The following is a 15667-nucleotide window of genomic DNA, read 5'->3' as shown; positions in this document are numbered from 1 at the left end:
GGCGCGCGAAGTCAACGCGATCCGCTTCACGGCGAGCGAAGCCCGGCGCCCAGGCGCGCCTGGAGCCGGCGCAGGGCGAGCTCGGTCTTCGCGTCCTCGAGCTCCCCCCGCTCGCAGGCCTCGATCGCCGCCGCCAGCGGCCGCCAGCGCAGCTCGGCGCCCTCCTCGAGGGGGGAGCCGTCCCCCGTCTCGGGCGCGGGCCAGACCGCCGGGCCGCCGCCGCGCTCCACCTGGGCCTCCACCAGGTGGATCTTCTCCGACGCGATGCCCGGGAGCATGAAGAAGGGCCCGCCGAGCGGCTGGAAGCGGTCGGGCGCGACCTCCAGCCCCGCCTCCTCCCGCACCTCGTCCGCGGCGCGCCGCCGCAGCGCGTCGAGGCCCACCTCCCCGGGCTCGAGCACCCCCGCCACCAGCTCCTCCAGCAGGAGGTACTCGCCCTCCGGCAGCACCGCAGCCTTGCCGCGCCTGAAGTAGGCGGCGGGCCGGAGCCCGCGGCGGGTGAGCACCTCGATCCCCTCGGCGCCGCGCGCCCACAGGCACACCGCCACCGCGTCGAGGGTCGGCCGGTCGATGACGTCGATGGGGTACTCGGGGGAGCGCGAGCCGTCCTCCCGGCGGTTGCGGGCTCGGTAGCGCTTCAGCCGGAGGAAGCCCTCGTCGCAGCGCGAGCGGGCGGTGCGGTCCTCGACGATCTCGATCGCGGTCAGGCGCGGCATCCGCGCAGGCTAGGGGCGCCCGCCGGCTGAAGCAAGCCGGCGGCGCGAGGGCACCTGGCCCGCGCGCCGCCGGCGCACGACGTGAGTGGTGGGGGGGAACGGTCCCGGGACAACCTCCCCGCGATGACCCGGTGCCGTCCGCTCGGTCAGCTTCGCGATCCCGTGGGCCCGCGGGATCCGGTTCCTCGTTGTACAAAAACTAAAAACGGCGCCGGGGAGAGGCAACCCGCGGCGCCGCGCGCAAGAGCAGAGGGCGGGAGCACGCGCCCCCGCCCTCGCGAAGCCGCCTGGAGCGGCCACCCGCCGGTCGCTCAGGCGACCGTGCGCAGCCCCTTCGGCTTGTACTCCTCGAGCTCGTCGAACTGGAGGTAGCGGTACACCTGCGCCGCCTTGGGCGCGATCTTCTCCTGGTAGGCCGCGAAGTACTCGGCGGGCGTGGGGAGCCGGCCCAGGTTCACCGCCACCGCGCCCAGCTCGGCCGAGCCGAGGAACACCTTGGCGCCGTTGCCCATGCGGTCGTCGAAGTTGCGGGTCGACGTCGAGAAGACGTTGACCGCGTCGGGCACGCGCGCCTGGTTGCCCATGCACAGCGAGCAGCCGGCGATCTCGATGCGGGCGCCGATGGCCGTGTAGGTCGAGAAGTACGCCTCGTCCTTGAGCTGCTGCTGGTCCATGCGCGTCGGCGGGCAGATCCAGGTCCGCACCGCCGGGTTGAACTTCTGCCCCTTCCAGAGCTCGCCGGCGGCGCGGAAGTGGCCGATGTTCGTCATGCAGGAGCCGAGGAACACGTCGTCGATCTTCGTGTTCTGGACGGCGGACAGCTTCTTCACGTCGTCGGGATCGTTCGGGCAGGCCAGGATCGGCTCGTCGAGCTGGGCCAGGTCGATCTCGATCACCGCCGCGTACTCGGCGTTCTTGTCGGCGCGGAGCAGCGCGGGCTTCGCGAGCCACGCCTCGGCCTCGTCCACGCGGCGCTGCAGCGTGGCGGCGTCCTGGTAGCCGTCGGCGATCATCTTCTTCATGAGCGCGACGTTGGAGCGGAGGTAGGTGGCGACGCTCTTCTCCGACAGGTCGACGCAGGCGGCGGCGGCGCTCCGCTCGGCGGCGGCGTCGGTGAGCTCGAACGCCTGCTCGACGGTGAGGTCGGGCAGCCCCTCCATCTCCAGGATCCGGCCGTTGAAGACGTTCTTCTTGTTCTTCTTCGGCACGGTGAGGAGGCCCTGCTGGATGGCCCAGTACGGGATCGCGTTCACCACGTCGCGGAGCGTGATGCCCGGCTTCAGCTTGCCCTTGAAGCGGACGAGCACGCTCTCCGGCATGTCGAGCGGCATGAAGCCGGCGGCGCCGGCGAAGGCGACCAGGCCCGAGCCGGCCGGGAAGCTGATGCCGATGGGGAAGCGGGTGTGGCTGTCGCCGCCCGTCCCGACGGTGTCGGGCAGGAGCAGGCGGTTGAGCCAGGAGTGGATGACGCCGTCGCCCGGCTTGAGCGCGACGCCGCCGCGCTCCTGCACGAAGCGCGGCAGGCTCTTGTGCATCTTCACGTCGGCCGCCTTCGGGTAGGCGGCCGTGTGGCAGAACGACTGCATGAACATCGGGGCGGCGAACTTGAGGCAGGCGAGCTCCTTGAGCTCGTCGGCGGTCATGGGGCCGGTCGTGTCCTGGGACCCGACGGTGGTCATCTTCGGCTCGCAGGCGGTGCCGGGCAGCACGCCGGCCACGCCGCAGGCCTTGCCCACCATCTTCTGCGCCAGCGAGTAGCCCTGGCCGGGCTTCGGCTGGGGGTTCACCGGCTTCGTGAAGAGGTCGGTCTCGCCGAGGCCGAGCGCCTGGCGCGCCTTCTCGGTCAGGGCGCGCCCGATGATGAGCGGGATGCGGCCGCCGGCGCGGTACTCGTCGGCGAGCGTGTTCGGGGCGAGCTTGAAGGTCGAGAGCACCTCGCCCTGCTCGGTCCGGACCTCGCCCTTCACCGTGTCGATGACCACCACGTCGCCGGTCTTGAGCTTCGTGACGTCGGTCTTGATGGGCAGCGCGCCCGAGTCCTGCGCCGTGTTGAAGAAGATGGGCGCGATGACGCCGCCGATGATCACGCCGTTGCGCCGCTTGTTGGGCACGGACGGGATGTCCTCGCCGATGGCCCACAGCACGCTGTTGCAGGCGCTCTTGCGGGAGGAGCCGGTGCCGACCACGTCGCCCACGAAGGCGACCTGGAAGCCCTGGGCGCGGAACTCCGCGATCTTCGCCAGGCCGCCCGGGAAGCGCGTCTTGCCCATGGCGAGCGCGTGGAGCGGGATGTCGGGCCGGGTCGAGGCGTCGCCGGCGGGGGAGAAGTCGTCGGTGTTGATCTCGCCGTCGACCTTGAAGACCTTGACCTTCACCTGCGCCGGCACGCCCGGCCGGGCGGTGAACCAGTCGGCCTTGGCCCAGGACTCCACCACCCGCTTCGCGGCGGCGTTCTTCTTCGAGAGCGCCAGCACGGCGTCGAAGGCGTCGTAGACCTGGGTGGTGGCGGAGAGCGCCTGCGCGGCGCCGTCGGCGAGCTCGGGGACGGAGAGCGCCTCGACCAGCGGGCCGACGTTGTAGCCGCCCATCATCGTGCCGAGGATGCGGACCGCGTCCTTCTTCGAGAGGAGCGGCGACTTGCGCTTGCCGTGGAGGACGTCGGCCAGGAAGCCGGCCTTCACCTCGGCGGCGGGATCGACGCCCGGGGAGACGCGGTTCTCGAGCAGGTCGAGGAGGAACTTCTCCTGGCCGGCCGGCGGCGCCTCGAGGAGCTTGCACAGCTCCCGCGTCTGCTCCGGGTCGAGCGGGCGAGCGGGAATTCCGAGTGCCTTTCGCTCCGCCTCGTGCTTCAGGTAAGCGTCGATCACCGTCATCTCCTTCGGATCGGGGTTGGGGGAGAAACCCTGTCCGGGCGCGCGCTTGCCCCGGCGGGACGCCCGTTCTCCTACACCATCTGCGGCGGATTGTCACCCCGCCCGGGTTCGGGCGAGGGGAGACCTAGGCGGCCCGCACGTCGACGGCGGTGTCGTAGAACGTGCTGCCTTCGCCCTCGTCGGTGAGCCGCTGCGAGGTGAGCGCGTTCACGGTGCGCGCCCCGAGCGCGTCCTCGAGGCGCCGCACGCCGGGCGCGACCACCACGCCCGCCGGCACGTCGTCCGTCACCTCCAGGGTGAACGTCACCTCGCCGAGCTCGTTCCAGGCGACCACCCGGGCGCCCGCCGCGAGCCCGCGCCGCTCCGCGTCGGCCAGGCTCATCCGCAGCGCCATGGGGCCCGCCTTCGACTGGAGATCCGCCCGCTCCTGGAGGAAGGAGGAGTTGAGCCCCCACACCGACGGCGCCGTCATGAGCCGGAGCGGCAGGGCCGAGCCGGCCGTGTGCGGCGGGCGGTAGACCGGCAGCGGCTGCGCCAGGCTGGGGTTCAGGATCTCGATCTTCCCCGACGGCGTCCGGAAGCGGAGCTTCACGTCGGGCGGGAGCTTCAGCGACAGCGGACGGCCCTCGTCCAGCGCCGCCCGGTCGAGGCCCTCGCGCCAGGGAGACGGCGGCGCGAGGAGCCGCTCGACGAGGTCGTTCGCGGTGAGCTCGAAGAAGGGGTCGGTGAGGCCCATTGCCCTGGCGAGGAGCCGGAACACGTCCCAGTTCGGCTTCGCCTCGCCCACCGGCGCCACCACCGGCCGGGTGCGCTGGATCACGTACTGTCCGTAGGAGCGGAAGAGGTCGTCCGCCTCCAGGGAGCTCGCGGCCGGGAGCACCACGTCGGCGTGGCGCGCGGTGTCGGTGAGGAAGCGCTCGTGCACGACCGTGAACAGGTCCTCGCGCAGGAGCCCCGCCAGCACGCGGTTCTGGTCGGGCGCCACGGCGGCCGGGTTCGAGTGGTAGACGTAGAGCGACATCACCCGCGGCCGGTCGAGCTCGGTGAGGGCGTGCCCGAGCTGGTTCATGTTGACGAGCCGGGTCGGGCCGGGCTGCAGGTCCTCGCGCGTGACGGCGGAGGTGTCGAACGCCTTCGACGCCGAGCTGTCGAAGAGGGCGCCGCCGCCGCGCTTCGCCCAGGCGCCCAGGGCGGCGGGGAGGCAGGCGATGGCGCGCAGGTTCATGCTGCCGTTGCCGTGCCGCGAGAGCCCGTTGCCCACCCGGATGAAGGGCGCGCGCGCCTCCCCGAGCGCGTGCGCCAGCGCCACCACCCGCTCCTCCGCGAGGCCGGTGACGGCCGCCGTCCGCGCCGGGGTCCACTCGGGCAGCACCTGCCGCGCCAGCTCCCCCCACCCCTGCACGTGGGCGTCCACGAAGGCGCGGTCCACCAGCCCGTCGCGCTCGAGGACGTGCAGCACCCCGAGCGCCAGCGCGCCGTCAGAGGCGGGCCGCACCAGGAGCACCTCGTCGGCGAGGTGGGCGCTCGCGGTCCGGTAGGTCTCGACGAGGAGGACGCGCGCGCCGCGGGCGCGGGCGGCCTTGAGCCGCGCCACCAGGTGGATGTTCGTCGCCACCGGGTCGAGGCCCCACACGACCACGAAGTCGCTCTCGGCCACCTCCTCCGGGTCCATGCCGGCCGTCTCGCCCATGACCGCCTTCCAGGCGGCGCCCTTGGCCGGCGAGCAGATGGTGCGGTCGAGGCGCGAGGCCCCGAGCGCGTGGAAGAAGGCGTGCCCGGCGTTGCGCTGCACGAGGCCCATCGTCCCGGCGTACGAGTACGGCAGGAGGCACTCGGCGCCGTGCGCCGCGATGAGCGCCTTCCAGCGCGACGCCACGAGCGCGATCGCCTCGTCCCAGCCGGCCGGGCGGAAGCGCCCGGAGCCCTTCGGCCCGTCGCGCAGGAGCGGGGTGGTGAGGCGCGAAGGCGCGTGCACCGTCGCCTCGTAGTGGTTCATCTTCGGGCAGAGCGTCCCGCGCGACCACGCGTGGTCGGGGTCGCCCCGGACCGCCACCGCCCGGCCGCCCTCCACCTCCACCAGGAGCCCGCAGCAGTCGGGGCAGTCGTAGGGGCAGGCGGAGCGGTGGACGGTCGGCATGGCCGGCATCCTGCCCCGCCGGCCCGGGAGATTTCAACGCGCGGCCCGGCCCGGCGCGCTTTCCGTTGACCGGCCGCCGCCGGCGTGGCTCATGGTCCCCGCATGCCGACCGCCCTCGTCACCGGCGCCGCCGGGTTCCTCGGCCGCGCCCTCGTCCGCGCGCTCGCCGCGCGCGGCGTGGCGGTGCGCGCGCTGCTTCGGCCCTCGAGCGACGCGTCGGCGCTGCCGCCCGGGGTGGAGGTGGTGCGCGGCGACGCGCTCGACCGCGCGGCGGTGCGCCGGGCGGTGGACGGGTGCGAGCTCGTCTACCACCTGGCGGGCCTGCGCCGCGCCGCCGACCGCGACAGCTTCTTCGCGGTGAACGCCGGCTCGACCCGGCTCCTCCTCGACGCCTGCCTCGAGGGCGGCGCCGCGCGCGGGCGCTTCGTGCTGGCCGGCTCGCTCGCCGCCGCCGGCCCCTCGCGCGAGGGGAAGCGGGAGGAGGACCCGCTCGCCCCGGTCGAGTGGTACGGCGAGTCGAAGGCGGAGGCGGAGCGGATCGCGCTCTCCTACGCCGGCCGCCTGCCGGTGGCGGTGGCGCGGCCGCCGCGCATCCTGGGGCCCGGCGACCGCGAGAACCTCCTCTTCTTCCGGCTCGCCGCGAAGGGCCTGGTCCTGCGGGTCCTCGGGCCGGAGCGGCCGCTCTCGTGGATCGACGTGGACGACTGCGCCCGCGGCTTCGCGCTCCTCGGCGAGCGCCCGGAGGCGGTCGGCCAGGTCTTCTTCCTCGCCTCGCCGGAGCGCACCAGCGTCGAGGGGCTGCAGCGCGAGGTGGCGCGCGCGCTGGGCGTCGCGCCGCGCACCGTGCCGGTCCCGCCGGCGGCGCTCTCGGCCCTCGGCTGGGCCGCCGACGCCGTCACCCGGCTCACCGGCCGCCGCCTCCCGCTCAACCGGAAGCTCGTGCGCCAGGTGCTCGCCCCGGGCTGGACCTGCGCCACCGGCAAGGCGGAGCGGGTGCTCGGGTTCACCGCCGGGACGGCGCTGCGCGACTCGGTCGCCCGCTCCGCGCGCGACTACCGCGAGCGCGGGTGGCTGCCGGGGCCCTGATCTCGATTGCAGGCCCGCTCGGCGCGCCACTGGCTATAACATTCCAGCTTCACCCTCGACCCCCACCCGGGACTTCACGCACCGCATGCCCGACCCCCAGCGCGCCGCGTTCTTCGACGTGGACGGGACCCTGGTCCGGACGAACATCGTCCACGCGTTCGCGTACTACGCGCTGAACCAGGGGAGCATCTTCGGCACGGCGCTCCGGACCGCGCGCACCCTGGCCGGCGCGCCGCTCTACTGGGCGCTCGACAAGCTCGACCGCAAGGCCTTCAACGAGCTCTTCTACCAGTCGTACCGCGGCCTCTCGCAGGACCGGCTGGAGGAGCTGGCGGCGGAGCTGTTCGAGGCGGTGCTCCTGCCGGCCATCCACCCCGGCACGCCGCGGCTCCTGGCCGAGGCGCGCCGCGCCGGCTGCCGCCTGGTGCTGGTGACGGGCGCGCTCGACTTCACGGTGCGCGACCTGGCGCGGCACCTCGGCGCCGACGACGTCATCGCCAACCGGATGCACTACGTGGAGGGGGTGGCGACCGGCCGCGTCGTCCCGCCCATCGTGGAGGGGGCGCACAAGGCGGTGGCGGTGCGCGACTACTGCCTGCGCGAGGGGCTCGCCCTCGACCGGAGCCACGCCTACTCCGACAGCTTCTCCGACTACCCCATGCTGACGGTGGTCGGCCACCCGGCCGCGGTGAACCCCGACCTGCGGCTGCGCCAAGTGGCCCGCGCCTACGCGTGGCCCATCCTCGACACCACCCGAGCCTCCTGACATGCGCCCCCTCTCCCTCACCCGCCTCCACGAGCAGGCCGAGCAGGTCGTCACCCTCGACCGCGACTCGGCGCCGCGCGTCCTCTTCTCGGGCGAGGACCTGCTGGTCGAGGACCTCCCCGTCGGCACGAAGGTCATCTACCCGAAGCCGCCCGTCGCCGGCCTGCCCAACGTGAAGTCCGCCATCCGCTGGGCCATCAACCACCCCGAGGGCTGCGAGCCGCTCCACGCGAAGCTGCGCCCGGGGATGAAGGTCACCATCGCGCTCGACGACATCTCCCTGCCGCTGCCGCCCATGCGCACGCCCGACGTGCGGCAGCAGGTGCTGGAGGTCGTGCTCGAGCTGCTCGCCGACTCGGGGGTGGACGACGTCCACCTCGTCATCGCCATCTGCCTGCACCGCCGGATGACGGCGGCCGAGGTGAAGCGGATGGTGGGCGAGAAGATCTTCGACGCCTGGTGGCCCGACCGGCTCTACCACCACGACGCGGAGGACCCGGACGGCCTCGTCACGCTCGGCACCACCCGCCACGGCGAGAAGGTGGTGGTGAACCGGCGCGCCGCCGAGTCGGACCTGCTCATCTACGTGAACCTGAACCTCGTCCCCATGGACGGCGGCCACAAGTCGGTCGGGACCGGGCTCACCAACTACGAGGGCGTGAAGGCGCACCACACGCCGGACCACATCCGCAAGAGCGACTCGTACATGGACCCGGCGCGGTCGGAGATGCACCGCTCGATCGACCGGATCGGCCGCGTCATCGACGAGAGCCTGGACGTGTTCCACATCGAGACCACCATCAACAACCGGATGTTCGACGGGCCGATGGGCTTCCTCATGAAGCGCGAGGACCACTACGGCGAGCTCGATCGGCTGAAGCTCGCCGGCCTGCAGGCGACCTTGAAGGCCCTGCCGCGCGCCGCGCGGCGCAAGCTGTTCCAGGCCGTGCCCGCCGCCTACGAGGTGATCGCGGTCCACGCCGGCCGCACCGAGCCGACCCACCGCAAGATCCTGGAGAAGAGCTGGGAGCAGTACGCGGTGGACGTCGACTTCCAGGCCGACGTCGGCGTCATGGGCATCCCGTTCATCTCGCCCTACAACGTGAACTCGATCCTGAACCCGCTCTTGGTGCAGGTCATGGCCTGCGGGTACTTCTTCAACTTCTACCGGGGGAAGCCGCTGGTGAAGCCGGGCGGGACGCTCATCGTCACCCACCCCTGCTCGGACGAGTTCGACCCCGAGCACCACCCGAGCTACATCGAGTTCTTCCACCGGCTCTTGCCCGAGACCCGCGACGCGAAGGTGCTCGAGCAGAAGTACGAGCGCGAGTTCGCCGAGAACCCGAGCTACGTGCACATGTACCGGACCGGCCACGCCTACCACGGCGCGCACCCGTTCTTCATGTGGTACTGGGGCGAGAACGGCCGCCAGCACTACGGGCGCATCATCGTGGTCGGCGCCGACAACGAGCACGTGCCCCGGCTCATGGGCTGGGAGCGCGCCGAGCGCCTCTCCGACGCCATCGACCTGGCGCGCGCCCACCACGGCCGGAGCGCCCAGATCGCGATGCTCCACCACCCGCCCATCGTCATGACGCAGAACCTCGGATGAGCGAGCCGACCTCAGCTCCGCCCGCCGGGCTCCTCGACGTCGCGGCGACGCTCCGCGGCCAGCGCATCCTCGTGACCGGGGCCACCGGCTTCGTGGGCAAGGTCATGCTCTCGATGCTGCTCCACCGGTACCCGGAGATCGGGAAGGTGTTCGTGCTGGTGCGCCCCGGGACCGGCGGCACCGCCGAGGCGCGCTTCTTCGGCAAGGTGGCGGCGAGCCGGCCCTTCGACCCGCTCCGCGAGCGGCACGGGGCGCGGCTGGACGCCTTCCTGCGCGAGAAGTGCGCCCCGCTCGCCGGCGACGTCTCCGACCCGCTGTGCGGGCTCTCCGAGGCCGACCTGGCGGCGCTGGGGCCGCTGCGGGCGGTGGTGAACTGCGCCGGGCTGGTGGACTTCAACCCCTCGCTCGAGCTGGCCATCGACGTGAACGCGCTCGGCGCGCGCCACGCCGCCGAGCTGTGCCGGCGCACCGGCGCGGCGCTCGTCCACGTCTCCACCTGCTTCGTGGCGGGCAACCGCAGCGGGGTGGTGTTCGAGGACGAGGCGCTCGAGGGCTACTTCCCGCGCCGCGACGGGGTCGAGGGCCGGCCCACCGCCCCCACCCTCGACGCGCGCGACTTCGACCTCGACCGCGAGCTCGCCGACTGCGAGCGCCGCATCGCCCGCGTGCGCGAGGAGGCCGAGGACGCCGCCCTCCAGTCGGAGCTGCGGGCGCGCGCCCAGGAGCGGCTGCGGGCCGAGGGGCGCGCCGGCGACGCGCGCTCCGAGCGCCTCGCGCTCGGGCGCGAGAAGCGCCTCTGGATCTCGCAGCGGCTGGTCGACCTGGGGATGGAGCGCGCCCGGCACTGGGGCTGGCCCAACACCTACACCTACACGAAGAGCCTGGGCGAGCAGGCCATCGCGCGGAGCGGCGTCCGCTTCGCGCTGGTGCGCCCGGCCATCGTCGAGACCGCGCTGCGCTACCCGTTCCCGGGCTGGAACGAGGGGTTCACCACCAGCGCGCCGCTCGCGTTCCTGGGCCTCAAGGGGCAGCGCGTCTACCCGATGGGCGAGCGCGCCATCCTCGACATCGTCCCGGTCGACCTGGTGGCGGCGGCCATCGTCGCGATCCTCGCCGACGTGCTCGACGGGCGAGCGGAGGGGCAGCCGGAGGAGGCTGCCCCGGAGCGAGCGGGGGGTCCGGGGGGGCCTCATCCCCCCGGCCGGAAGTCCGTCTACCACCTGGCCTCGAGCGACACGAACCCGCTCTACGTGCGGCGCGCGCTGGCGCTGGTCGGGCTCTACCGCCGGCGCTTCTACCGGAGCCGGCAGGAGGGGAGCCGGCTCGCCAACGCGGTGCGGTCCCGCTTCGAGCCCTACTCGGTCTCGCGGCGGCACTACGAGACCTTCAGCGCGCCGGCCTTCTCGCGGCTGGCGCGCGCGGCGAGCCGGCTGCTCCGCGACGAGGGGCCTCGCTGGGGCGCGCCGCGGCTCTCGGCGCTGGCCGGACGCGCCGCCGACGCGCTCGACGAGGTCGAGTCGAAGCTGGCGCAGACGGAGAGCCTGTTCGAGCTCTTCATGCCCTTCGTGTGGGAGAACCGGTACGTCTTCCGCTGCGCCCACCTGCGCGAGCTGTACGCGCGGCTCGCGCCGGCGGACCAGGAGCGGCTGCCCTGGGACCCGGAGCGCCTCGCCTGGCGCGAGTACTGGCTCGACGTCCACATGAAGGGCCTCGAGGAGTGGGTGTTCCCCGGCCTGGAGGAGGAGTCGCAGAAGAAGGTCCACCCCGTGAAGCAGCACCGCGACCTGCTCGAGCTGCTCCACGCCTCCTGCGAGACCCACCGGCGCCGCGTCGCGCTGCGGATGACCGGCGCGCGCAAGGACCGCTACACCTACGCCGAGCTGGGCGCGGCCGCGGAGCGCGTCGCGGGCGCGCTCGCCGCGCGGGGCGTCCGGCCGGGCGACCGCGTGCTGCTCGCCGCGGAGAACCGCCCGGAGTGGGGCATCGCCTTCTTCGGCGTCCTCGCCGCCGGCGGCGTGGCGGTGCCGGTGGACGCCCAGCTCTCCCAGCCCGAGCTCGCGAACCTGGCGCGCAGCGCCGGGGCGAAGCTGGCGCTCCTCTCGGAGGAGGTGGCCGAGCGCGCGGCGGAGCTCGTCCAGGCCTGGCGCGGCGAGGGCGGCCCGGCGCCGCTCGGGCTCGCCGAGGCGCTGGCGGGCGACCCCGCCGCGGCGCCGCGCCTCCCGCCGCCCCAGCCCGACGACGTCGCCTCGCTCATCTACACGAGCGGCACCACGGGCACGCCCAAGGGCGTCCTCCTCACCCACCGCAACTTCACCAGCCTGGTGGCGCGGCTCTCGTCGATCTTCGACCTCGGGCCCGGCGACGGGCTCCTGTCGGTGCTGCCGCTCCACCACACCTTCGAGTTCACCTGCGGGCTGCTGGTGCCGCTCGCGCGCGGCGCGGAGGTGGAGTACCTCGACGAGCTCACCGCCGACACGCTCGGGGACGCGCTGGAGAGCGGGCGCGTCACCGCCATGATCGGCGTCCCCGCGCTGTGGGCGCTCCTCCACCGGCGCATCACCCAGGAGCTGTCGGCCCGCCCCGGCGCGGTGGAGGCGGCCGCCCGCGCGCTCATGGGCGCGAACGCCGGCCTGCGCGACCGGCTGGGCGCGAACCTCGGCAAGCTCCTCTTCTGGCCGGTGCACCGGAAGCTCGGCGGGCGGCTGCGCATCCTCGTCTCGGGCGGCTCGGCGCTGGCGCCGGACGTCCAGCGCGCCTTCCACGAGCTGGGCTTCGACCTCTACGAGGGGTACGGGCTGACCGAGGCCGCGCCGGTGCTGGCGGTCTCGACGCCCGACGACGGCCCCCGCGCCGGCACCGTGGGGCGGCCCTTGCCCGGCGTCGAGCTGCGCATCGACGCGCCGGACGCGCGCGGGGTGGGCGAGGTGCTCGCCCGCGGGCCGAACGTCATGGCGGGCTACTGGAAGGCGGGGAGCGAGCGGCCGGAGGTGGACGAGGCGCTCACCGCCGAGGTGCTCGAGGGCGGCTGGCTGCGGACCGGCGACCTCGGCCGGCTCGACGAGGCCGGGCGGCTCGTGCTGGTGGGGCGCAAGAAGGACGTCGTCATCGACGCCGACGGCAAGAACGTCCACCCCGACGAGGTGGAGGAGCGCTACCGCTCCGAGGACCTGGTGCAGGAGCTGTCGGTGGTGGGCCTGCGCGACGGCGCCTTCGAGAAGCTGGCGATGCTGGTGGTGCCGCGGTGGGAGGGCCGCGACCGCGCCGAGGTGCGGCGGCGGCTCGAGGAGCACGTGCGGCGCGTCTCGGCGTCGCTCCCGTTCCACCAGCGGGTGAAGGTCTGGCACGTCACCGACCTGGAGCTGCCGAAGACCTCCACCCGCAAGGTGAAGCGCGCCTGGGTGGCCGAGGAGCTCCGGAAGCTCGAGGCGGCGGCGCAGCAGGGCGCGCGCGCCCGCACCGCGGCGCGCGAGGCGGCGGGCGACGGCTGGGTGCTCGACCTCCTGGCCGAGGTGGCGCGCCGGCCGCGCGGGAGCGTGACGCCGGCGAGCCTGCTCGCGGCCGACCTGGGCTTCGACTCGCTCATGTTGACGGAGCTGGCGGCGGCGCTGGAGCAGGCGGGCGTGCCGGCGAGCGTGACCGACGGGCTGCACCGGCTGGAGACGGCCGGCGAGCTGGCGCGCGCCGCCGGCGCGGCGGTGCACCGGGCGGAGCGCGAGGCCCCGGCGCCCTCTGCGGAGAAGGCGGCCGCGGAGCGCGAGCCGGACGTCGCCCTGCCGGAGCCGCTCTCCGCGATCGGGCGGAAGCTCCTCGCCGCCGGCCAGCGCGTGCTGTACCGGGATCTCTATCGGACGGAGGTGCGCGGGCGCGCCTTCATCCCGCGCGACCGCAACTTCCTGGTGGTGGCGAACCACGCCAGCCACCTCGACATGGGCCTCGTCAAGGTGGCGCTCGGCGACCAGGGCGAGCGGCTCGCCGCGCTGGCGGCGCGCGACTACTTCTTCGACACGCCGCTCAAGCGCGCCTACTTCGAGAACTTCACGAACCTCATCCCGATGGAGCGCTCGGGCTCGGTCCGGCAGAGCCTGCGGGCGGCGGAGGAGGCGCTGCGGCAGGGGCTCAACCTCCTCATCTTCCCGGAGGGCACCCGCTCGCGCGACGGCGCGCTGGCGCGCTTCAAGCCGACCGCGGGCTACCTGGCGCTCCAGTGCGGAGTGGACGCGCTCCCGGTCTACATCCGCGGGACGCACGAGGCGCTCGCCCCGGGCCGGCTCGTGCCGCGCGCGGCCGACCTGGCGGTCGTCATCGGGCAGCCCATCGCGGTCGCCGACCTGCGCGCCCGCACCGCGCACCTGGCGCGCGGCGAGGCGCACAAGGAGGCCACTCGCCTCATGGAGGAGGCGGTGCGGGCGCTGGGGGGGCTCGGGCCGACCTCGAACGCGACCTCGACGGCGACCTCGACGGCGACCTCGACGGCGACCTCGACCGCGACCTCGACCGCGACCTCGACCGCGACCTCGACCGCGACCGCGACCGCGACCGCGAAGGCGACCTCGACCGCGACCGCGACCGCGAAGGCGACTGCGACCGCCGAGGCGACTGCGACCGGCGCGCCGGAGGACGGCGACGGTGCGGCCCCTGCTCCCCGCGTGCGGGGGGACGCGGGCGGCGCCGGGCCGGCCAAGGTCATCCTCGCCCCGGAGGAGCACGACTCGTGAACCTGCTCGTCACCGGCGGCACCGGCTTCCTCGGCTCGGCGCTCCTGCCGCTGCTCTCCGAGGGCGGGCATCGGCTGCGCGTCCTCGCCCGCGGCGACGCGGCCCAGGCCGAGGCGCTGGGGGCCGAGGTGGTCCGGGCCCCGCTGCAGGACCGCGCGGCGGTGCGGCGGGCGCTCGCCGGCGTCGAGGCGGTGTTCCACCTGGCCGGCCAGGTGGCGTTCGACGCCCGCGACCCCTCCGCCCTCTACCAGCTCCACGTCGAGTGCACGCGGACGCTGCTCGAGGACGCGCACGCCGCCGGGGTGAGCCGGTTCGTCCTCGCCTCGAGCTCAGGCACCATCGGCATCTCGCGCGAGGAGAAGGTCCACACGGAGTCGGACGGCCCGCCCATCCAGGTGGCGGCGCGCTGGCCCTACTACCTCTCCAAGATCTACCAGGAGAAGACGGCGCTCAGGTTCCACCGCGACACCGGCCTCCCGGTGGTGGTGCTGAACCCGTCGCTGCTGCTCGGCCCCGGCGACGCCCGCCTCTCCTCCACCGACGTGGTCTTCAAGTTCCTCGAGCGGCGCGTGCCGGCCCGGCCCTCGGGCGGGCTCTCGTTCGTGGACGTCCGCGACGCGGCGGCGGCGTTCGCGGCCGCGCTCACCCGCGGCCGGCCCGGCGAGCGGTACCTCCTCGGCGGCGCCAACCTGACCTTCGCCGACTTCTTCGCGCGCCTGTCGCGCCTCTCCGGCGTCGCCCCGCCCGCGCTGCGCCTGCCCTCGAAGGTGAACGTGGCCGGGGCGCACCTCCTCGGCCGCTGGCACGGCTGGCGCGGCAGCGAGAGCCCCATCTCGCCCGAGGAGGTCGAGATGGGTGAGCACTTCTTCTACGTGGACAGCCGCAAGGCGGAGCAGGAGCTCGGCTTCACCGCCCGCGACCCCCAGGAGACGCTGCACGCCACCGTCGCCTGGCTCGACCGCCACGTCCGCGCGAAGGGCGCCGGCCGGCCCGCGACGGTGGGCGACCTCGGCTGAGAGAGCCCCCTCTCCCTCGCCCCGCGAAGCGGGGCGACGGCCGGAGCCTCATCATCAGCCACATCTCCTAGAGGTCATGCGCCTCAGCGGCCGTCGGTGGGCTTGGCGGCCCGGCGGACTACGGGCAGAGAGGGGCGCGGCAGGATGGGCGGCCGGACTCGCGCCGGCGGGCAGGCCTCGGCCGGCGGGCGCCCCACGCGCGGCGGAGCCGCGCGTTCGAGACGGCTGGGCGTGCCCGGCTCACAAATGTCCTCTGAGGGTGAACCGCGGTGCGCCGGCAGCACGCCCCAACGGTGAACGCTTTCGCGCTTGACCGAGTCACAGCTGAATCGCGCGCGCGGCCCGGCAATGCAACAGGATGGCCCGCTAGCGCGCCGCGCCCTGCGCCTGCGAGGCGCGCGGCGCCGTCGAAGGCGAAGTCGGCGGGCTCCTCACGAAGACGCGCAGGCGCGGCGGCCAGGGGCCTTCCCGGAGGCTCGAAAAGTGCGTGTTACCGTCGGAGAACACGCACCGGAGGTCTTCATGCCCGACGCCGCGCCCGCTTCCCTCGATACCGCCGCCCTCTCCCGTCGCCTGACCGCGCTAGCCGGGGACGAGCGCCACACCCAGGTCGAGTTCTTGCTCCACCTCGACGTCTTCGACCAGCGCCGGGCCTGGGCCGAGGCCGGCTATCCTTCCCTGTGGGAGTGGTGCGTTCGCGCCCTCCACCTGAGCGAGGGCGCCGCCGGTCGGCGCATCGCCGCCAT

At 74.1% G+C, this 15667-nt stretch carries 8 protein-coding genes and 1 pseudogene; 6 read left to right on the top strand and 3 right to left on the bottom strand.

Annotated elements, in window-relative coordinates; genetic code table 11:
- Nucleotides 1-26 precede the first annotated feature (26 nt).
- From HWY08_RS13045 to HWY08_RS13035, 3 genes are all read right to left on the bottom strand, one after another.
- Nucleotides 27-716: an NUDIX hydrolase gene (locus HWY08_RS13045; protein WP_176065863.1), complete on the bottom strand. Its 690-nt coding sequence runs from the start codon at nucleotides 714-716 to the stop codon at nucleotides 27-29.
- A 311-nt stretch (nucleotides 717-1027) separates the two neighbouring features.
- Entirely contained in the window at nucleotides 1028-3589 is a 2562-nt protein-coding gene (locus HWY08_RS13040) for a bifunctional aconitate hydratase 2/2-methylisocitrate dehydratase (RefSeq protein ID WP_235969617.1), read from the bottom strand.
- 124 nt (nucleotides 3590-3713) lie between these two features.
- Nucleotides 3714-5726, bottom strand: a complete 2013-nt coding sequence (locus HWY08_RS13035) for a molybdopterin-dependent oxidoreductase (RefSeq protein WP_176065859.1) — start codon at nucleotides 5724-5726, stop codon at nucleotides 3714-3716.
- A 102-nt stretch (nucleotides 5727-5828) separates the two neighbouring features.
- Here HWY08_RS13035 and HWY08_RS13030 point away from each other — a divergent pair, with 102 nt between their 5' ends.
- From HWY08_RS13030 to HWY08_RS13005, 6 genes and pseudogenes are all read left to right on the top strand, one after another.
- A complete protein-coding gene (locus HWY08_RS13030) occupies nucleotides 5829-6812 on the top strand; it encodes an NAD-dependent epimerase/dehydratase family protein (RefSeq protein ID WP_176065857.1) in 984 nt (327 codons plus the stop codon).
- Between the two features lie 85 nt (nucleotides 6813-6897).
- Entirely contained in the window at nucleotides 6898-7578 is a 681-nt protein-coding gene (locus HWY08_RS13025; RefSeq protein ID WP_176065855.1) for an HAD family hydrolase, read from the top strand.
- A 1-nt stretch (nucleotide 7579) separates the two neighbouring features.
- Complete coding sequence (larAH, locus tag HWY08_RS13020; RefSeq protein ID WP_176065853.1) at nucleotides 7580-9190, top strand: NPN-dependent hydroxyacid isomerase, LarAH14/15/16 family; 1611 nt, start codon at nucleotides 7580-7582, stop codon at nucleotides 9188-9190.
- Nucleotides 9187-13905 (top strand): AMP-binding protein, encoded by a 4719-nt coding sequence (locus HWY08_RS13015; RefSeq protein ID WP_176065851.1) that lies wholly within the window; start codon nucleotides 9187-9189, stop codon nucleotides 13903-13905. Before larAH ends, HWY08_RS13015 begins: the two co-directional genes overlap by 4 nt.
- Nucleotides 13902-14921 carry an NAD-dependent epimerase/dehydratase family protein gene (locus tag HWY08_RS13010; RefSeq protein ID WP_176065848.1) on the top strand — a complete coding sequence of 340 codons (1020 nt, stop codon included), beginning with the start codon at nucleotides 13902-13904 and terminating at the stop codon, nucleotides 14919-14921. The genes HWY08_RS13015 and HWY08_RS13010 overlap by 4 nt, the downstream gene beginning before the upstream one ends.
- Nucleotides 14922-15443: 522 nt before the next feature.
- Nucleotides 15444-15667: pseudogene (locus tag HWY08_RS13005) on the top strand (HNH endonuclease); the annotation flags it as partial.

The sequence above is a fragment of the Anaeromyxobacter diazotrophicus genome (assembly GCF_013340205.1).
GTDB classification, from domain to species: domain Bacteria; phylum Myxococcota; class Myxococcia; order Myxococcales; family Anaeromyxobacteraceae; genus Anaeromyxobacter_A; species Anaeromyxobacter_A diazotrophicus.
Note: the sequence above shows the minus strand (reverse complement) of the source record. Positions and strands in the feature narration are given on the sequence as shown.